Here is a 19,954-nt window from a genome sequence, read left to right as displayed (position 1 = left end):
GCCCGCCTTCCTAAAGGAAGACAGGCAACTTATATCACATCACCCACCACTGGTAAAGCGACCAGTAGAGAATATTGGCAACAATAGCCAGGGCGGATAGACTAGTCAGAACTGTCAGGAAGAGGCGACCTTTTCCGAGATCCTTTCGAGACTTGTTAAAGAACGGATAAACCGCACAGCCTGCTAAGAACAGTCCCAGTCCAGCAAAGACCATATAGCGCCAAGATTGAACAATTGAGTAATCCTGATTCATGGCAGCCAGTAAAAGCAGAATGAGATTGCCTACAAAAAGGATTATTCCTAGAGAAGTCAGGTAATTCCAGATCTTCCAAGAGCGAGGTGCCGAACTTCTTGCTTTACGCAGGATGAGACGGAAACTGCCAATCAGAAAACTAATCAAGATATTTCCCAAAGCAAACACGAGAGACAAACCTCCAAGAAACACAACTAGATAATGCCTAAAGAGAACTGAATCGGAAATCCTTTCCGCATTAAGGACACCGAATTCGAGGCGGTCAGCACCTTGACTTCTGTCTATGGTCCAGAAAGTGCTCAACAGATCCGGCTGATCTGATACTTTGTTGATCTTTTGGATGGCCCCAGGGATCATGAGCATGAAGGACAGTGGCCCCCTATTATAGCTTCTCAGATAGTGGTAAGAGCCAGGCTTGAATTGCTTTTTAGTAGCTTCGCTGACAGTCTGCATCTTGCCAAATATCAGCTCCGGCATTTGAACATTGTAAACTTGTTCATACAGTTGATTGGTTAAGATGACTTGGCCGATGCCATTTTTCAGATCCAAGTAAAGATAGCTAGAAAAGCCATCAGCATTACCACTGTGTCCCAGCAAGGTAACACCGTAGTGACTGGCCCAAAAGCCATGAGCATTACGAACAATATCCGTACCAGGGTGGGTAGAGGTTGTTGAGTAAAGCTCGGTCCAAGTTTCTGGACGATGAAAGAGCGTCTTACGTTCCAGCAAGGCCTGGGCGAATTTCTGCAGGTCTCCTAGAGTCCCCACAGCCCCACCGACTGGGTACATCCAAAGCTTAAATGGTGTATCTCCCAAGAGCTTACCTTGGTCATCATAGCCCTTATCCTCCTTGCGCTTTTCCTGTACATAAGCGTTGTCCGATAAGTCAGGCAAGATAGCAGTCCGATCCATGTCCAGCGGCTCAAAAACATGCTCATGGACATAGTCTGCATACTTCTCCCCAGATATCCGCTCCACGATATAAGATGCCAAAGCCGTGCTGTAGTTAGAGTATGATGTCGTCGTACCCGGCTCAAAGGACTGAATAGGCTGGTAATCGCGGAACTGCTCTTCCAAGTCGCTCTTATCTCCCTTTTTGTAAAGTGGCATTTCATCAAAGCCAGCCTGATGGTTCATCAGATCCAGCATGGTGATAGGCTTATCATAGCGAAGATTGCGGAGAAAGCCTTCTGGCAGATAAGTTTTGATGTCTGCTTCCAGGTCGATTTTGCCCTCTTCCCAGAGCTGCATGACCGATACCCAGACCGTCAGTTTAGTGATTGAAGCCCATTCAAAAACGCTGTCATCGTCAACTTTGACTTTGTTTTCCTTATCCACATATCCAAAGTTTCCCTTGTAGATGGTTCCGTTTTTATCAAAGACAGCTGTTGCCATACCAGCCGTTGTCTTTTCATGTTCCTTGACAAAGTCTTGGATTTTCTGACCGATTTGGCTACGGTCCGTGCCAGACGGCAGCTTCTGCGAGTCAGCTAAAGCAGCGCTCGGCCGGAAGATTCCTAGAGTTATAATCGTTAAAAGTGTCAGAATAAATGATTTTTTCATAGCATTTCCTTTCTGTTCGAATCAAAGATTCATATGAGCTAAGGTCAGATAATTTGTACAGTCTCCTTTTAATTTTAGAATCAGGCTATTCTTGTTTTTTAATCATGCGTTTTTCTCTTCCTTATCCGCCCGATACCAGAGATAAATACTGTAAAGGGTCAGAATGCCCAAGCCGCCAAGGTAAAAGAGAGAGTTAACCTGAGAGAAATCAAACTTATCAGCTAGATTGATGCCAACAAAAGTTTCTATCAGAATGTCTAGTAGGGCATGGAAAATCATACAGGCAAGGACAGATTTCGTCTTCTTATGCAGTGCAGCAAACCAGATAGACTGGACTATAGTTACAATGATAAAGACTAGAAAGGGATTCTGACTTCGATCATAAAAGCGGTCATAAAACCAGAGAGGAATATGCCAGCAAGCCCAAGCTAGTCCAGTTATTGAGGAGGCGATAAGCATAGAGAACTTCTTTTCCAAAGCCGGCTGCAGAAAGCCTCGCCAGCCAGGCTCTTCCATGCCGCCAGCCAAGGTCATAAGGTAGATAAAGGATCCAATAAATGAAAGCAGAGCTCCATCTACCAGCTTGCCTCCGGAAGCTAATGCAAAAGTCACAGTCAGACCTCCACTGAAGAGTAGGAGATAGAGCCAAGTCCCTTTCTTGCTTAAGAAGATAAAGGAACAGATGGCTTTGAAGCCTTTTATTTTCAGCACTATTAGGCTTGCTATCACCGGTCCGAACATACTGAGACTCGTTAGGAGGCCTTCCAGAGTCAGATAAAGTATGGGTGGATTTTCCGGCCAGAGATTTTTGAGAATGATAGCTAGCAACATAAGTCCCCAAGTCCAGCCGAAGTTCCAGGCTAGGAACGGCCAGACTAGTTTTGGTTGTGGTTTGCTTCTTGTTTCATTAGTCATCGAATTTTCTCCTTTAAATGGTTTGATTTTATCTGCTTGCTTTTTGTAGTCTGATAAGGTCCTAGATTTTTTGCCTCATTTAGCCGCGCTCTGTATAAAAGACAGCTATTGTACTTCAGCTCCTGTTGAAAAATCACTAACCTTAAGATTGTAAAAAGAATTAATCAAACGATTTACCTCATGAGATATTCCTTCACAAGATTGTCCATTCCCCCAGAAAAGACAAGAAAATAATCACAATGCCCACCACTGATAAAGTGACCAGTAGAGAATATTGACAACAATAGCTAGAGCTGACAGACTAGTCAAGACAGTTAGGTAGAGTCGGCTCTTACTCAGCCCTTTTCTTGCCTTGGTCAGAAGTGGGAAGACTGCACAGCCAGCCAGAATCAATCCCAGACCGGCAAAAACAATGTAGCGCCAGCTAGCTAAAAAGGTCAGATCACTGGTAGCAAATGTGTTAAAGAGGAGGAGGAAGTTTATAGCCACACCTACTCCAGCTAAAGAAGTTAGGTAAGTCCAGATACGAAGAGGTTTTGGTGTTTTAGATTGACCTTTTTTGAAGACCAAGCGGAAGAGATCCAGTCCGCCCCGTGCCAAAAAGAGAATGATACTAAAAACAAGTCCGACTGCTGCTGAAATAAGCAGAGCCCAGTCTGTAAAGAACTCGCTATCCTTGACTCTGAAGTTATCGCCATAGGAAGCTGTTACCTTAGTCTCGTCTCCACTACCGCTGACTACTGAAAAATTCTGGGTCAAAAGCGGATTGTCCTTAGATTTCTTTACAAACTGAGTGTAAAGCAAGGTTCTGGAGATAGACATAGGACCACTGGCAAAGTAGCGAGCAGATCGGTAATTTCCAGACTGGAATTTGTCAAAGGTGGCTGAGTCCGTCTTTTTCTTAGGTCCAAAAACCAAGGCTGGCATTTCATAGTTATAAACCAACTCATGATCTTGATTCGTCATAATGGTCATACCTATACCATTTTTCAAGTCCAGCAGAATATAAGATGAGTAGCCAGTCGAGTTTCCTCCATGGCCAACAAGCGTCGTGCCGTACTCCCGTGTCCAAAATCCGTGCATATTGAGCGGCATATCTGTTCCTGGATAATTCGAGGTTGCCGTGTAAAGGGTTGTCCAAGTCTCAGTGTGCTTGAAAAGCTTTTCTTTCTTCAAAAGCGCTTGGGCAAACTTCTTGAAGTCAGCCAGAGTAGAGACGGCATTCCCTGCAGGGTAAAGTCCTAAATGAAAATAGCTAGTTCCCATAGATGTCCCGTCCGCCCGATAAGAGATTTGCTCCATCCGCTTCTGGTAAATCTTTGGATTTTCTTTAAAGTCGGCTGATAGAGCAGTGTCTTTCATTCCTAGTGGTTGGAAGATATGTTCATGGACATAGGCTGAGAAGTCCTGACCAGATATTCGCTCGACGATGTAGGCTGCCAGACTAGCAGAAAAGTTTGAGTAGGCTGTCATGGTGCCGGGCTCGTAGGACTGTTCTGGCTGATTAACTGCCAGAATCTCCTCAATAGACAAGCCCTTATCTTCCTTGTAGGCATGGGTAGACTCGCCAAAGCCGGCCTGATGGTTCATGAGGTCTGTCATAGTAACGGGCTTGTCGTAGCGCAAAGTCTTCATAAATCCCTCTGGCAGATAGGTGCGAATGTCTTCGTCAAGGTCAATCTTACCCTCTTCCCAGAGCTGCATGACAGAGACCCAGATAGCTAGTTTCCCGACTGAGCCCCATTCAAAGACGCTGTTGTCGTCGGCTTTAATGCCTTTTTCCTTGTTCATATATCCAAAACTGCCTTGGTAAATAGTCCCGTCCTTGTCAAAAATGGTTGTTGCCATACCGGCTGTTGTCTTTTCATGTTCCTTGACAAAGTCTTGGATTTTTTGACCAATTTGGCTGCGCTCCGTACCAGACGGCAACTTCTGCTCCTCAGCCAAGGCTGTAATTGGTCGGAAGAGTCCCAGAGTTATAATCGTTAAAAGTGTTAGAATAAATGATTTTTTCATGATATTTCCTTTCTATTTAGCTTCAACAATCGCATAGGCGATACTTCTGTATACCATTCGGATAAAAATTCTTAGCATATCTTTCTCCTTTCTTAAGCAATGATTTGCATCATCTAATCAAAAGTCACTGCTTCTACAGCCACCCTTGTCGCTTCATCTTTCTTGACATAGTCCTGAATTTTTTGGCTAATCTCAATGGCCGCCGTGTTAGACTTCAAAGATTGCTCCATCGTCTTAGCTTGAGGCGTTTTTACTAGCCCTAAGCTTAGGACTGTCAAAAGCCAGAGAAATAACGTTTTTGACATGATTTCTTACTCCTTAGATACAATTTAAAATGACGACTGAAATCTATCCCATTCCAGCTCTTCTTATCTTTTACAAATTTTAGGCCTATTTGTATAATCATTTTATATATATAATTTTTATATACAAGACGATTATATATAATTTTCTGGTATATGTCAAATTTTTATATAATTAAAAAATTATATATCAAAATCAGCTTAAAAGCCTTGAAATCAATATTCTTAGAGGTTTTATAAAAATTTGCTCCAAAAATCCTTTAAAAATTTTTATTTATTTGAAAGCGCTTGACGAATCTACTATCTTTTGCTAGACTTAAGACAGAACTATTTCGGAGGTACACSGAGACATGAAAAATTAAGTCTATTTTTTAAAGGAAACTTTATTTAGTAGATTTTGTCATGTTTCTGCATACCCGCGGTATGTTCGTTTTCGGTGCTTTCTAGCTTCTATTTGCTTATCTTTAGATTAATCCTGTCGCTCCTATGACAGTGTAAGCTGGAAGCCTATAGACGAATAATCCTACTTAGACACTCCTGTGTCTGCTTTGTGCAATTAAAAACAGCTCTGCTAAATAAAGCAGGGCTGTATTTTGTGTTATAAAACGAAGGAGACATCTATGCTTCAAATAAAAAATCTAACAATCACCCACCTAAAAGACCTGAAAGAGTTAGTCAAAGATTTGTCACTGACTGTCAATCAAGGAGACAAGGTCGCTATTATCGGTGAGGAGGGCAATGGCAAGTCCACCCTGCTCAAGCTCTTGCTAGACGAGCGACTGGTCAGCTCCTATGTCAGCTACAGCGGACAGATTGATAAGTCCTATACTGCTGCTGTCTACCTGCCCCAGCAGTTGCCTTCAGAAGATGCCCAACTGACGCTCAATGATTATTTCTTTACAGATTTTGAGACAGAACTGGACTATGCCAAGCTCTACCGCTATGCTGGAGAGCTCAACTTTGACAGTCAGCGTTTTGCCAGTCAGCAGCGGCTCTCTAGCCTATCTGGAGGAGAAAAACTTAAAGCTCAGCTCATCAAGAAACTAGCCAGCGATTGGGACATTCTCTTTCTTGACGAGCCCTCTAATGACCTCGATCTTGAAACTCTGACTTGGCTGGAAAACTTTATCAGCCACAGCCAGAGAACGGTTCTTTTCGTCTCTCACGACGAGCACTTTCTCGCTCAAGCTGCGACCAAGATTGTTCATCTGGAGCGAATCAAAAAGAAGCAGGAGGCTAGAACCAGTGTCAAGAGTCTGGACTATGAAAATTACCGCCATCAACGTCAGGAGGCCTTTGAAAAACAAGGTCAATTGGCACGGAAAGAGCGAGAAGAACACGCCAAGACCATGGAAAAACACCGACGGGTTAAGCAGAGTGTAGAGCATACTTTACGAAATACCCATGATGCTACTGCAGGTCGACTGGTGGCTAAGAAAATGAAAAATGTTCTCTCACAGGGCAAACGATTTGAAAAGGCTGGCGCTGAAATGACCGAAATCCCGACACAGGAAGATGTCATCAGCCTTCACTTCTCAGACATAGAAGCTCTGCCATTGACCAAAAGAATCCTGAAATTAGAAGGAATGAAACTGGAAACAAACGAACGACAACTGGCGAAGAATCTGACTCTGGAAGTCTGCGGCCAGGAAAAAATCGGGCTGATTGGCGCTAATGGTGTAGGCAAGTCTACTCTGCTTAAGGAAATATGGAAGATCCTGCGTGAGCGAACAGATATGCGAGTAGGCTACATGCCCCAGCATTATGGTGACTTGCTGGCTGATGAGAGCAGCCCTTTGGACTTTCTGGCTCCCTCTGGCGACAAGTCCCAAGAGGAGAAAATCCTGACGCATCTAGCCAGTCTCCAGTTCACGCGCGACGAGGCCCGTCACCCGATTGGGCAGCTTTCCGGCGGTCAAAAAGCCAAACTTCTCCTACTTAAGCTAGTCCTAGACCGCCCCAATGTCCTCCTGCTGGACGAGCCAACCCGCAACTTCTCTCCCACCTCTCAGCCTCAGGTTCGCCAGCTTTTGGCGACCTATCCTGGCGCCATCATCGCTGTCTCCCACGATCGTATCTTCCTCAAAGAAGTCTGCCAGAAGATTTATAAACTGACGGAGACAGGGTTTGAGGAAGTTGAACTATAAGCAAAAAGAGTTGGAAATCCAACTCTTTTAGTTTTGTTTAGCATCAATCTGTGAACTTTAATAAAGCTCCCCTTCTACTCCTGCGCCGTCTGCATTTGGTAATAAACGCCTCTGGCTGCCATGAGCTCCTGGTGATTACCATGCTCGACGATATCACCATCTACCATAACGAGGATGATGTCCGCATTTTGAATAGTGGACAGGCGGTGGGCGATGATAAAGCTAGTCCGTCCCACCATGAGCTTGCTGAAAGCCTCCTGAATCAAGACTTCTGTCCGAGTATCAATGGAGGAAGTTGCCTCATCCAAGATTAGGATTTTAGGAACGGAAAGGAAGACACGAGCAATGGTCAAGAGCTGCCGCTGACCTTGAGACAGGGAGTCCCCAGCATCCGCCAGGTAGGTGTCGTACCCCTGAGGCAGCTGCTGGATAAAGAAATGAGCATTGGCTGCCTTAGCAGCTGCAATGACCTCTTCTCGGCTAGCATCTGGCCGGCCAAAAGCTATGTTGTCGTGAATGGTCGCCGTTTTAAGCCAAGTCTCTTGCAGTACCATACCAAACTGCTGACGATAAGAGGCTCTAGTATAATAGCTGATGGGAGTAGCGTCTAACGAAATAAGACCACTGTCTACATTGTAAAAGCGCATGAGGAGATTGATCAAGGTAGACTTGCCCGCACCAGTTGGCCCGACAATAGCAACCTTACTAGCTGCTGGAATCCTTATATTCAAATCCTGAATCAGCTCTTTTCCAGGCTCATAGCCAAAAGCTACATGCTCGAAGCTAATCTGTCCTTTGATATCTTCCGACTGGAGGATTTCCTGACCTGGCTCCGCTATTTCTTCTTGGTCCAAAACGCTGTAAATCCGCTCTGCACAAGCTAAAGCGCTCTGCAATTCCGACATGACTGACGATATATCGTTGAAAGGCTTGGTGTACTGGTTGACATAGTTGAGAAAGGTTACCAGCTGCCCAACCGTAAAGCCTGTTCCCTGAATGATTCGGACAGCCCCAAAGCCTACAATCAAAGCATAAATCAGGGCATTGATAAAACGAGTCGAAGGATTGACCGTTGATGAATAGAAAATAGCCGCCTGAGAATAGTCCGCATAAGTTTGATTGCTGCGAGTAAAAGCTGTATCAAACTGCTCCTGAGCATTAAAAGCCTGGATCAGACTTTCCTGGGTCAGACTTTCCTCAATCAGCTGGGTCTGTGCCCCTCTAGCCTGCGTCTGCCGTTGGAAAAAGCTAAAACTCTTTCTAGCAATAAAGCGCGCTAAGAAGAGAGAAAGGGGCGTCAAAAGCAAGACCAAAAGCAGGAGAAAGAAGTCCAATCTGGCCATGCTAATGATAGTCACTAAAATTGTCAGCAAACCCACAAAAAACTGATTGAAAACCATAAGCAGGCCATTGCTGAGCTGCTCCAAGTCCGTCGTCACCCGACTAACCAAGTCTCCGGTTCCCTGCCGGTCCAGATAAGCCAAAGGCAGATAGTGCACTTTCTTGATAACACCCTGTCGGAGCTGCTGGCTATAGCGATAGACCAGCTGATTATAGAGCAAGGGATTGAGCCGCTGAATCAGCGTATTGGCTAAGATAACCAGCAGCATCTGGCCCAAAATCGGCATTGAATGCTGCTCCGATTGAGGAAGAAGAACGCTATCAACCGCATTCCCGATTAAAACTGGAAGAAGAACAGTCAGAGCCACTTGAGCCACCGTTCCCAGACTAGCTAGGAGAAAGAGCCAGCGCGCCTGCAGCAAATCTCGAGTCAAGCGCCTCAAGCTGCTAGATGATGTCTTATGCTTCATGCTTGCCCTCCTCTCCTTGACTATGCTGTGAGTGATGGATTTCTCGGTAAATGGCAGAGCTGACTAAGAGTTCCTCATGGCGACCAAGGGCCACCTGTTCTCCCTTATCTAGGACTAAGATTTGATCCGCTGAGCGCAAGCTATTGGTCCGCTGAGAGATTAAGACCAGACTGGTCTCTGTCAATTCTTTCTTAATAGACTGCAGGAGTCTTGCCTCTGTCAGATAGTCCAGAGCAGAGGTCGCATCATCTAAAACCAAGAAAGGCGCCCTCCGCAAGACAGCTCTAGCGATGGTTAAACGCTGCCGCTGACCGCCAGAAAAATTCCGACCAAAGGCCTCTACAGTCGCATCCAAGCCACCTTCCTTCTGGGAGACAAAGTCCGCCGCCTGAGCAATCTCTAAAGCCTGCCACAAGTCTGCGTCTGTTGGCTTGGTTGACATGCCCAAGGTCAGATTGGAGCGAACAGTTCCTTGAAAAAGCTCCGCCTTCTGAGGCACCAGACTAATCCAAGACCGCCATTCTCTGAGATTTTTAGGACTGCGTCCTTGGAAAAAGATGGCCAACTGACCAGCAGCCACAGGATAAAGATGAGCCAGCAGCTGAACCAGAGTAGACTTCCCTGAACCTGTCCCGCCAATAACCCCCAAAGTCTGACCTCTTTTCAAATCAAAAGTCAGACCAGTCAAGGCTGGACTAGCTGCATTTGGATAAGAAAAACTAACCTGCTGGACCTTAATAGCTTGATTCGGCAGAGCTGTTTCCTGCACTAATTCCTGCAAGACATCTTCTTCCGCTTGCTCGAAGACCTGACTGATACGACCTGCACTGATATAGCTTTGATTGAGTGAGTTGACCAGCATCGCCAGCTTGAGCAATTCCACCAAAATCTGCAATAAATAATTGACCAAGGCCACTAGCATCCCCTGAGTCAGTAAGCCCTTGCCGATAAAAGCATTCCCCTGCCAAATCACAGCAATCAGAGTACCATTGACTGTAAGAAAGGTCAGAGGACTAATCAGACTAGCCAGAGCTCCCGTCCTGATTTGCCAGGTTTTATAGAGCTCATTGCGATTGCGAAAAGTCTGAACCTCGCGCTGGGTCTGACCGAAAGCTCGTATAACCCGCATGCCCTGCAGTTGCTCACGCGTCAAATTGACTAGTTGGTCTGTCAGTTGACGAATCTTAGCATATAGAGGATTCATCAGACGAGACATGAGGACGATAATAGCCGTTAAAATTGCCACCATGAGCAAGAACCACAAGGTAATGACCGGACTGATAGTAAAGGCCATGATGATTGAGCCAAAAACGATAATGGGCGCCCGCAGAAAGAGACGAAGAAATTGATTAATGCCCGTCTGGATCTGATAGGTGTCGCTCGTCAGCCGAGTCACCAAGCTAGAAGTCGTCAGCTCATCCCGACTAGCCTTGGGCAAACGCAGGATTTTTTGATAGAGGTCACTTGTCATCTGACGAGTAAAGCCCACTGCCGCCTTTGACGAATAATACTGGGCCACAACTGCAACCACCACGCCCAGAGCAGCCAAGCCCATCAAAAGAAAAACCATCCAGTAGAGATGGGAGCTGTCGTGTCTAGGAATGGTCTCGTCCACAATCCCCGCAATCAAAATCGGAACTAACAGTTCAAAACTGGCCTCCAAGAGCTTGAACAAGGGCCCCAACAAAGACTCTCTGATATAGCCCTTGAAATATTTCAATAAATCTTTCATACCGCCTACTTCTCCATTAAACTGTATTTATTTTACCATAATTTTCAAAGGGTAAAAAATATTCTCCTTCTGAATATCAGAAAGAGAACATTGATATTAGACTTCTTGTAAGTTCTGGCTTATTTTCTTTAATCCCAAATGCAAAAATAGTGTCACTACTAATAAAAAGGTGCCCAAAGCTATAAAAGTCCAATCGAAGCCAAAGTAATCAATCAACCAGCCTGTCAGAGGAAAAATGACAATCATGCTCAGGCTGAACATCATAGAATAAACACTGAGCATGGTCGCCCGCACTTCACTTGGCAGCTGCTTTTGTAAATCATTGTCAAAAATCGGCTGGAAAAGAGCATACAAGGCGTTGCTGATTAGATAAATCAAAATATAAATGATCGGAGTTCCAAAATAGGACAGCAGGTAGCTTGCTCCGGTTAGAAGAACCACTGAAGGAAAAAGTTTTAAGGCAGAATACTTCTTTCCAATCACACTCGCCAGATAGACCGCCAAGATATTCAAAGCACTGCCAATCAGCATGACTACCGAAATCTGCCAATCTTTTAAATCAGGCAATTGATTTTGATAATAAAAATAAAACATACACATCAGCGTTCCGATGATTTGGGAAAGAATCATCCAGATAAAAAGGCTGGGATTTCTCTGCAACTCCTCTTTGACAGCCCAGATAATCTTTTTCATAGTCAGACGTTCCGCTTTCTCTGCTTTGACACTCGGTTCTTTCAGCATCCAGGTTAAGAAAAGAACGACGATAGAAGTGCCAATCATGATATAGTAGGTCAGATGCAATTGTCCATGGACAAAAAATCCGGCCCAGACCGTTCCCAAAGACCGAGTCGCTTCAGCCACCCCAGACATAAAACTGGAGATGGATAAGTAACGTTCCTTGAGTCCGGCCTCCACAGATGAATCATAGACCATGGCTGCGCTTGTCCCCGAATCAAAATTATAGGACCAAGCACTAATCACCATAGCCAATGCATAAACCCAAAAGTTCCCCTGCCCAGCCAACATGAGAACAGAAGACACAATCCCAGCTATCCGGCTCAGATAAAGATTGGTTTTGTAGGAAAAGCGATCCGCCAACATCCCAGAAGGAATTTCACAAATGACGCTAGTCGCATGAAAAATACTTTCCAAAAGCCCAATCTGCCAAAGGGACATGCCGTTTTGACTGAGAAATAAAATCCAAAAACTAGTAATGCCTAGAAAGGCAAAAAATTCTACTCCGGCCATAAGACCGATATTTTTCCGATAACTTCTTTTAAACATATTTTCTCCTTTAACAAGTGTTCTCTAATTTCTATCCTTTCTCACTTGTTAATCTGCGCTTCACATGACCTCCACCTCTTCTTTCTCTAAATTTCTAAATTTGGATTATTTCATAGTTCGATGTTGAAAAAACGCCACATGGGCGTTTGAATCATTTTATGGTTTAATACGGTGCAGCATACGTGGGAATGGAATGGCTTCACGGATATGCTTGGTTCCTGCTACAAAGGTTACCATGCGCTCGATACCGATACCGAAGCCACCGTGTGGAACTGTTCCATACTTACGAAGATCCAAGTAAAATTCATATTCTGAAGTATCCATACCAAGCTCTTCCATTTTAGCGACCAATGCATCGTAGTCTTCCTCACGCATAGAACCACCGATGATTTCACCGTAGCCTTCTGGAGCTAGCAAGTCCGCACAAAGGACGCGAGCTGGATTTCCAGGAACTGGCTTCATGTAGAAAGCCTTGATAGCTGCTGGGTAATTAACGACAAAGGTTGGTACACCAAAGTGGTTTGAAATCCATGTTTCATGCGGTGAACCAAAGTCATCACCATGTTCCAGATGCTCATAGTCCGCATCTTCATCATTTTCATGGGCTTGCAAGAGGTCAATCGCTTCATCATAGCTAACACGCTTGAAAGGCTCTGCAATATAGCGTTTCAAAAGCTCAGTATCACGTTCCAAGGTTTCCAAAGCTTGAGGAGCCCGGTCTAACACACCTTGGATCAAGGCTTTAACATAAGCTTCTTGCAAGTCAAGTGACTCATCATGCGTCAAGTATGAGTACTCTGCATCCATCATCCAGAACTCAGTCAAATGACGACGGGTTTTTGATTTTTCGGCACGGAATACAGGACCAAAGTCAAAGACACGGCCAAGAGCCATGGCTCCTGCTTCCAGATAAAGCTGACCAGATTGGCTCAAGTAAGCTGGGGTTCCGAAGTAGTCTGTTTCAAAGAGCTCTGTTGAGTCTTCTGCTGCATTTCCTGACAAGATTGGGCTGTCAAACTTCATAAAGCCATTCTTGTCAAAGAATTCATAGGTAGCATAGATTATGGCATTGCGGATTTGCATCATAGCCACTTGCTTACGAGAACGCAGCCACAAGTGACGGTTGTCCATGAGGAAGTCAGTCCCATGTTCTTTAGGCGTGATTGGATAGTCATTTGACTCACCGATGATTTCGATGTCTGTGATGTCCAGCTCGTAGCCAAATTTTGAACGTTCGTCTTCCTTGACAATCCCTGTCACATAGACAGAAGTTTCTTGGCTAAGCTTTTTAATCGTATCAAACTTCGCCAATCCTTCTTCTTCGCCAAATTTCTCAATGAAGTTAGGCTTGAAGGCCACCCCTTGGAAAAAGGCAGAGCCATCACGCAGCTGCAAGAAAGCAATCTTACCCTTACCTGACTTATTGGCAACCCAAGCACCGATGGTCACTTCTTGACCAACATAATTTTTCACATCAATAATTGTTACGATTTTCTTTGACACGTTTTTTCTCTTTTCTATTTTTTATTCTTTATGACAGACTGCCTCGACATTATTACCATCCGGATCCAAGACAAAGGCTGCATAATATGACGAAAGGTTCCCCCGATAATTTGGCGCACCGTTGTCTTTTCCCCCTGCCTTTAAACCAGCCTCATAACAAGCTTGAACCTGCTCATGGTTTTCTGCCAAAAAAGCAAAGTGAATCGGAGACTGCTCTCCCTCCCCCAACCAAAAATCTCCACCAGGATGTGGGCTGTTGGGAGCAACAAAACTGAGTAGAGAACTACTTCTAAAAGCCAATTTGTAGCCTAGAGGAGAAAGAAAACTTGTATAAAAGTCTTTTGAAATTTGTAGATTCCTGACCTTTATCTCAAAATGATCAATCATATCTGCCTCCTAGATTGGTTGCTAAATGTCACTTTATTTCAAGACAAATCTTTTGGACATCTGTTCTATATTTTACCATAAAGCGATTGCAATAGCTATCCTTGAAGAGTCTAAATATCAGAAAAATTAAAAAACCAGCCTCCTAAAGGCTGGCGGATAACTCTCTTTGAATAAGAGGACTAATTTTTTGTTCCATATAGCAGTCGATCAACCATGTCATCATCATAGTTCAAGACTTTTTTCAGAGCTATCTTAAAGCGCTGATCGCTGAGAATCTGACCTCCTGGACTCTGGTCAATCGTCGCATAATTCCCCTCCCCATCCTGAGTAAAGGCTACAGTGAGCTCTTGGTCAGGGTCTTCACAAACATCTCTCTGCGGATCTTTGGAACTGCTAGACGGTCGAAAGTCCATTCTTTGAAGACGAAACGACAGTTCTTTATGAAAAGCCGCAATGTCCTTCTGACGATTGGCCACTGGCTCATGTTTGTCCAGCCAAGTCAAAACATCTTCTTTTGTAATATATATCATCTTCCCCTCCTAAACCAAATCAAAGTTTGCCCTGTAAATGACCGTATCATAGCTTGGGCTAGCTGCTGACAGAGCCGCTTGAATGATATGGAGCACGCGCTGCTGTTGACCTTCGAAAGCCAAAGGCAGGAGCATATTGGAGACATTTTTGACAATCACTCCCTTGGTGAATTTCCCATCTTCATAAGAAAAATCCTTCTGATGAAAAATGGTCTTGGTCTTAAATTCAATCACCTGTCCTTGCAAGATTAGCTTATAGGTTTTCTTCCAGTTGGTTCTGCCACCAAAGCGATAAAGGACCAGGTAAATCCCCAAATCATGATCGGCGACCCAGTCGCCCGTCTCAAAAACTAGCTCGTCATCAATCCCAGCCTTCTTTAAAATCTCAATCCCTTCTTCAGAAATCATCTCGTGCACGAACTTCCAACTTCCTTCTTGGGGAAGAGACACTGTCCCCTCAGTCTCCTTCTGAGGGCTACTACTGACTTCTTTGAGATGAGCTCTTTTAGGGGTAAATTCCTCCTCCCAAGTCATCTCTTCTATGTCACTTACAGCCCGCCTACTAGGAAAAAAATCCAGACACTTTTCTAATAATCCCATATCCTATCTCCTCTTTATCTGTACTCCACGTGGTTTACTTCCCTTATCTTTGTATCATAATAAGGGTTAATTTGCGACAGGGCATGTTGAATCACTGTTACGATTTTGTCCTCTCGTCCTTTTAAAACCTTGGGAATCACAAGCTGGGAGATTGTTTCTGTTGATAGACCTTTTACACTTTGATCTTCCTCATTGCGTGTTGGATATCTATCCGCTCGCTCTTCTTCTAGGCGAAATTCAAGCAAGTGCCCACCGAGAATCATGGCTAAGACTTGATATTTCCCTTCCCCGATACGAAATTGCTTGACGCAGAGAAAAATTCCTCTCTTCTCATCCTCTAGTAAAAATGGCAGAGCCAGTTCTTTTTCTTCAATAGAAAAATCCTCGAGAAGCTTCTTCTCTCTTTCCCCTATTTCCTTTCTGATAAAACCCATTTTATCTCCTTTTGTACAAAATAATCTTCATCCCTATTATTACTTAAGTAAAAAGACCATGAGGAACACACTGCATGTGAATAGAATGCAGGGCTAGACCAAATGGACTTCTTTTATTATACACCGAAACACCGTCGTCTTCAACTAAATACTCCTCAAATTTTTAAGTCGTCTGGTGATTCCTATCAGAAAGTGACTTATACATAGTTAATCTAGCATTGGTAGCTGCTATTTAATCAATTGGCGGATCATTCTTTACCTCTTCTTCCATCTTCCAGTAGGTCATACTGCTCTTCTTAGTGTCTACATCTCCCTTATCATTAACTACAATACGGACCTTAAAATAGGTTCGCTCAATCTGAGGATTATAATGAGTCTCATAAACCATCGTAAAATCCGCATAGCCTGTCCCAGAAAGTTCCTGCTTTGAAGAACCCCCCTCAGTATTTTTTAATTGCTCACTATTCAGAGTTCGCATCTTTAAATTTAAAGCTGGCTGGTAATTATTCAAGTACCAATCCTTACGGGCCGAGGAATTCTCATAATAGTGGATACGATAGCGATTATCTTTTGCTTGTAGGCTGTAGCTTGGTTCACCAGAATTAGACTGAGAAATTGTGGTCCAACCCACCTCTGAATTAAAGAAAACATAAGCTCCTAGCAAGACTAGACCGCCTAGCAAGAATAAGAAAATCAAACGACGTTTCATATCCTTCTCCTTTCACTCCTGTTTGCAAGACCTAGCAGCTAAATTATAACTGCTCCCAGCTTTTATTTTGTCGCCCAAAATCTTCTTAATTCGACCAGAAAACATGAAAGCGTTTTTATGATATTCTATATTATTTTACCATTTTGTCAAACTATTTGCCAGTGCAGTTTAGGGGAACTGAAAAGGACGAACTCTGAGTCCATCCTTATCTATTGTTTATAAATTTTTGTAGGTTATCTTTAGCAAGCAATGCCATACTGAGAGCTTTATTTACTCTCCATAAAATGCTGTAGACGTCCAACGGCTTCTTTGAGTGTTTCCAGATCTGTCGCATAGCTAAGACGGACATTTTCTGGAGCACCGAAGCCTGCTCCGGTCACCAGAGCCACGCCAACTTCTTCTAAAATTGCTGTCGTAAAGTCGGTCACATCTGTATAACCTTTCATTTCCATAGCTTTCTTGACATTTGGAAAGAGATAGAAGGCCCCTTGCGGCTTGACCACTTCAAATCCTGGCACCTGAGCCAAGAGTGGATAGATGGTATTAAGACGTTCTTCAAAGGCCTGGCGCATGGTTTCAACCGTTTCCTGACTGCCAGTCAGAGCTTCGATAGCTGCATATTGAGCCGCTGCTGTCGGGTTAGAAGTCGTCTGACCTGCAATCTTACTCATGGCTGCAATAATCTCTGGCTCACCAACTGCATAGCCAATCCGCCAGCCTGTCATGGAGTAGCTCTTAGAGACACCATTGATAACTACAGTCTGCTTGCGAATCTCCTCAGATAGACTGGAAATTGGTGTAAATTTATTACCGTTATAAACCAGACGCCCATAGATGTCATCTGCCAAAATCAGAATATCATGCTCCACAGCCCAGTTCCCAATCGCCCTTAGCTCATCCGATGTATAAATCATACCCGTCGGATTGGATGGCGAGTTCAAAACCAAGACCTTGGTCTTATCAGTACGAGCAGCTTCTAGCTGTTCCACCGTCACTTTGAAATTATTTTCCTCAGTGGCTTGAACAAAAACAGGAGTTCCCTCGGCCATCTTAATCTGGTCGCCGTAGCTGACCCAGTAAGGCGTCGGAATGATAGCTTCATCGCCTGGATCAAGCACACTCATAAAAAAGGTATAGAGGGAGAACTTAGCTCCGGTTGCCACCATCACTTGATTGGGCTGGATTGTATAGCCGTAATAGTTGGCAAAATACTCCACCACTGCTTCTTTTAGCTCTGGCAGACCGCTAGTCACCGTATAAAAGCTAGCACGCCCATCCTCAATGGCAGCCACAGCCGCATCTCGGATGTTCTTAGGCGTTGGAAAATCTGGCTCTCCCAGAGTCAGAGATAGAATATCCCGCCCCTGCGCTTTCAAGGCCTTAGCACGCGCTGCTGTTGCCAGAGTCACGCTTTCTTCCATCTTTAAGACACGATTTGATAATTTCATAGTCCCTCCTTGCTGACCAACTGTCCGCTTTCAAAACCTATCAGGTAGTAGGTGCCTCCCGACTTGACTTCCCAGATGGGCTGATCCTTAAAATAGCCCAAGGTCACCTTATCAATAGTTCCGGCTCCATTTTCCTTGGCAATGCTCTCAGCCTCTGTCTGACTGACACCTTGGTCAAGTCGATAGACCCGAATCTCATTGGAATCTTTGGCAATCAAAACAGCTTTTTCGACACCTTTACTGGTCTTACCAAGCAGACTGTAGTAGGATTCCTGCCCATTGTAGATGGCAAAAGAATCCACTTTTTCAAGATCTGCATATTCCTTGGCCAAGCGACTGCTTGCTTCCTTAGCTGACTGCCTCGGCTGCATAGATACTTGCAAAACAGCAAAAAATGAAAAGACAAGAACGCTGAGAACGATAAAAATACCGATAAGGTACTGCCAAATTGGAAAACTGGCTTTATTTCTATTTTTATATTTCACTCCGTCATTATACTACAAATACTCCTATTTTTCTATCTTTTTTTGATGAGAATATTCACAAAATTCTAAAGCAATATCCTTGCATATGATACTATTTATTGGTAAAATATTGTTATGAAGATTACAGACGATTTAAGCAAAGAAACTCTGCTTGATTTGAAAACCATGATTGTCTTTCATAAGGCAGAAAGAACTATCCGTGCCATTGAAGCCCAAATTTTCAAAAAGCATGATTTGACTCCTACTCAGTTTTCCGTCTTAGAAACCCTGTACAGCAAAGGAGAGCTGCGTATTCAGGACCTGATTGACCGTATACTGGCTACTTCTGGTAACATGACTGTCGTCATCAAAAATATGGAGCGCGACGGCTGGATTGTCCGCACCTGCGACCCAAATGACCGCCGGGCTTTTTTGATTGGCCTGACGGAACAAGGCAGAGCTAAAATTGAAGCCGCCCTGCCTGATCATATCAAAAATATTCAGCAAGCTCTTTCCATTCTCGAAGAAGACGATAAGCAAGACTTGATTCGAATTTTAAAAAATTTCAAGAAAATGAGCTAAATAATTGCTAACTAGTAATTAATGTTGTAACATATATTGTAACAAGAGAAATATCTCTTTATTTTATAAAAAAGGAGACAATGCAATGTCTAAAGTATTATTCATCGTCGGCTCACTTCGTCAAGGTTCTTTCAACCACCAATTGGCTGAGCAAGCTGAAAAAGCTTTGGCTGGTAAGGCAGAAGTTTCATATCTTGATTTCAAAGATGTACCATTCTACAACCAAGACATCGAAAGTCCTGCTCCAGCTGCTGTTGCTAAGGTTCGTGAAGAAATTTTGGCCGCTGATGCCATCTGGATTTTCTCACCTGTCTACAACTGGGCTATTCCAGGAGTAGTGAAAAACCTTTTGGACTGGGCTTCACGCGCTCTGGATCTGTCAGACCCAACTGGCCCATCTGCTCTGAATGCTAAGGTTGTTACTGTTTCATCTGTAGCTAACGGCACATCACCAGATGAAGTATTCAAGCACTACCGCAGCCTGCTGCCATTCATTCGTATGAATGTGGTGGAACCATTCACAGGTGTTGGCATCAACCCAGAAGCATGGGGAACTGGACAACTGACTGTCGCAGAAGACAAACTTGCTGAACTCTCAGCACAGGCTGATGCTCTTTTAGCAGCCCTTAACTAAAAAGAGAAGATTATAAAAAGAAAAGAAAACTTATAAGACACTAACTCCCCGCAAATAATTGCGAGGGGTTTTAGAATACTTTACTGACAGGAACAGGTATTATAAATCAGCTAAAGAATATTTAGGATAAGGAATTTGAGATAATTTATCTTCTATTTTTGCTAGCATYTTCTCTTCTGATTCATCTATATACCCCTCAAACCAAACTTTTTCAATATCTTCATTGTTAAAGAAGCAAGCTTGATTATCCGTCATACCAAAAGGATATACACAGCCGGAATAGTCTAAATAACCAATTTCACCCTTATTATCATAAAGAGGATAACGGTTAATAATCATAATTTTCACTTGTCCATTTTTAAGTTGGACAACACTCCCTATCGGTAGTAGCTCAGTCATTAGAAACCTCCTTTAAAAATCTTCTCGAATTCTAAGTATTCTTCTTTTTTAATCTTTTCAGAACTTTTATCTGTTTGAATAAATGGGACCTTATGAGACTAAAATAAAGCCGATAGAGATGCCCTAGCAGCTGTCCTTTGAATAAATAAGTAATTTCCCACATCAGTGTTGCAAAATTCATAACAGCAATTACAAAATAAGCAATGACAACAGGAACTAAAAATAGAAAAAGGTAAAGATA

The 19,954-nt window shown here is 43.6% G+C and carries 19 protein-coding genes and 1 pseudogene; 3 read left to right on the top strand and 17 right to left on the bottom strand.

Going from position 1 to position 19,954, the window contains the following annotated elements; genetic code table 11:
- Window positions 1-34: 34 nt before the first annotated feature.
- The 4 genes from K4H96_RS08475 to K4H96_RS08460 form a co-directional block, all read right to left on the bottom strand.
- On the bottom strand, window positions 35-1,816 hold the full coding sequence (locus K4H96_RS08475; RefSeq protein WP_223336982.1) for a serine hydrolase: 1,782 nt from the start codon (window positions 1,814-1,816) through the stop codon (window positions 35-37).
- Between the two features lie 102 nt (window positions 1,817-1,918).
- Window positions 1,919-2,731, bottom strand: coding sequence for a CPBP family intramembrane glutamic endopeptidase (locus K4H96_RS08470; RefSeq protein WP_061591681.1), 813 nt, complete (start codon window positions 2,729-2,731; stop codon window positions 1,919-1,921).
- Between the two features lie 234 nt (window positions 2,732-2,965).
- A complete protein-coding gene (locus tag K4H96_RS08465) occupies window positions 2,966-4,747 on the bottom strand; it encodes a serine hydrolase domain-containing protein (RefSeq protein ID WP_223336983.1) in 1,782 nt (593 codons plus the stop codon).
- Window positions 4,748-4,860: 113 nt separating this feature from the next.
- Window positions 4,861-5,052, bottom strand: coding sequence for a hypothetical protein (locus K4H96_RS08460; protein ID WP_223336984.1), 192 nt, complete (start codon window positions 5,050-5,052; stop codon window positions 4,861-4,863).
- Between the two features lie 617 nt (window positions 5,053-5,669).
- On the opposite strand from K4H96_RS08460, the gene K4H96_RS08455 reads away from it, so the two are divergent.
- Window positions 5,670-7,196 (top strand): ATP-binding cassette domain-containing protein, encoded by a 1,527-nt coding sequence (locus K4H96_RS08455; protein ID WP_223336985.1) that lies wholly within the window; start codon window positions 5,670-5,672, stop codon window positions 7,194-7,196.
- A gap of 74 nt (window positions 7,197-7,270) precedes the next feature.
- Here K4H96_RS08455 and K4H96_RS08450 read toward each other — a convergent pair whose 3' ends face one another.
- The 11 genes from K4H96_RS08450 to K4H96_RS08400 form a co-directional block, all read right to left on the bottom strand.
- Window positions 7,271-9,007: an ABC transporter ATP-binding protein gene (locus tag K4H96_RS08450; protein ID WP_223336986.1), complete on the bottom strand. Its 1,737-nt coding sequence runs from the start codon at window positions 9,005-9,007 to the stop codon at window positions 7,271-7,273.
- On the bottom strand, window positions 8,997-10,739 hold the full coding sequence (locus K4H96_RS08445) for an ABC transporter ATP-binding protein (RefSeq protein WP_223336987.1): 1,743 nt from the start codon (window positions 10,737-10,739) through the stop codon (window positions 8,997-8,999). The genes K4H96_RS08450 and K4H96_RS08445 overlap by 11 nt, the downstream gene beginning before the upstream one ends.
- 96 nt (window positions 10,740-10,835) lie before the next feature.
- The gene (locus K4H96_RS08440; RefSeq protein WP_223336988.1) at window positions 10,836-12,023 is read right to left on the bottom strand and encodes an MFS transporter; all 1,188 of its coding nucleotides are present in this window, start codon (window positions 12,021-12,023) and stop codon (window positions 10,836-10,838) included.
- A 156-nt stretch (window positions 12,024-12,179) separates the two neighbouring features.
- On the bottom strand, window positions 12,180-13,526 hold the full coding sequence (asnS, locus tag K4H96_RS08435) for an asparagine--tRNA ligase (RefSeq protein WP_223336989.1): 1,347 nt from the start codon (window positions 13,524-13,526) through the stop codon (window positions 12,180-12,182).
- A gap of 21 nt (window positions 13,527-13,547) precedes the next feature.
- The gene (locus K4H96_RS08430; RefSeq protein ID WP_002906354.1) at window positions 13,548-13,913 is read right to left on the bottom strand and encodes a VOC family protein; all 366 of its coding nucleotides are present in this window, start codon (window positions 13,911-13,913) and stop codon (window positions 13,548-13,550) included.
- A gap of 179 nt (window positions 13,914-14,092) precedes the next feature.
- Window positions 14,093-14,443 (bottom strand): hypothetical protein, encoded by a 351-nt coding sequence (locus K4H96_RS08425; RefSeq protein WP_061591673.1) that lies wholly within the window; start codon window positions 14,441-14,443, stop codon window positions 14,093-14,095.
- Window positions 14,444-14,452: 9 nt separating this feature from the next.
- Entirely contained in the window at window positions 14,453-15,043 is a 591-nt protein-coding gene (locus K4H96_RS08420) for a hypothetical protein (RefSeq protein ID WP_223336990.1), read from the bottom strand.
- Window positions 15,044-15,057: 14 nt separating this feature from the next.
- Complete coding sequence (locus K4H96_RS08415) at window positions 15,058-15,477, bottom strand: hypothetical protein (RefSeq protein ID WP_223336991.1); 420 nt, start codon at window positions 15,475-15,477, stop codon at window positions 15,058-15,060.
- A gap of 232 nt (window positions 15,478-15,709) precedes the next feature.
- Window positions 15,710-16,186 (bottom strand): hypothetical protein, encoded by a 477-nt coding sequence (locus K4H96_RS08410; RefSeq protein WP_223336992.1) that lies wholly within the window; start codon window positions 16,184-16,186, stop codon window positions 15,710-15,712.
- A gap of 266 nt (window positions 16,187-16,452) precedes the next feature.
- The gene (locus K4H96_RS08405) at window positions 16,453-17,634 is read right to left on the bottom strand and encodes a pyridoxal phosphate-dependent aminotransferase (protein WP_223336993.1); all 1,182 of its coding nucleotides are present in this window, start codon (window positions 17,632-17,634) and stop codon (window positions 16,453-16,455) included.
- The gene (locus K4H96_RS08400; RefSeq protein ID WP_223336994.1) at window positions 17,631-18,119 is read right to left on the bottom strand and encodes a cell wall elongation regulator TseB-like domain-containing protein; all 489 of its coding nucleotides are present in this window, start codon (window positions 18,117-18,119) and stop codon (window positions 17,631-17,633) included. Before K4H96_RS08400 ends, K4H96_RS08405 begins: the two co-directional genes overlap by 4 nt.
- Before the next feature lie 114 nt (window positions 18,120-18,233).
- On the opposite strand from K4H96_RS08400, the gene K4H96_RS08395 reads away from it, so the two are divergent.
- Together K4H96_RS08395 and K4H96_RS08390 are read left to right on the top strand one after the other, a co-directional pair.
- Window positions 18,234-18,680: a MarR family winged helix-turn-helix transcriptional regulator gene (locus tag K4H96_RS08395; RefSeq protein ID WP_223336995.1), complete on the top strand. Its 447-nt coding sequence runs from the start codon at window positions 18,234-18,236 to the stop codon at window positions 18,678-18,680.
- An 85-nt stretch (window positions 18,681-18,765) separates the two neighbouring features.
- Window positions 18,766-19,314, top strand: coding sequence for an NADPH-dependent FMN reductase (locus tag K4H96_RS08390; RefSeq protein ID WP_223336996.1), 549 nt, complete (start codon window positions 18,766-18,768; stop codon window positions 19,312-19,314).
- 99 nt (window positions 19,315-19,413) lie between these two features.
- Here K4H96_RS08390 and K4H96_RS08385 read toward each other — a convergent pair whose 3' ends face one another.
- On the bottom strand, window positions 19,414-19,713 hold the full coding sequence (locus K4H96_RS08385; RefSeq protein ID WP_002895221.1) for a DUF4176 domain-containing protein: 300 nt from the start codon (window positions 19,711-19,713) through the stop codon (window positions 19,414-19,416).
- Window positions 19,714-19,744: 31 nt separating this feature from the next.
- Window positions 19,745-19,954, bottom strand: a pseudogene (locus K4H96_RS08380) (hypothetical protein); the annotation flags it as partial.

This window comes from Streptococcus sanguinis (genome assembly GCF_020729765.1).
Lineage (GTDB): Bacteria > Bacillota > Bacilli > Lactobacillales > Streptococcaceae > Streptococcus > Streptococcus sanguinis_Q.
The sequence above is the reverse complement of the archived record's forward strand: the minus strand, read 5'-3'. Positions and strand labels throughout refer to the sequence as shown.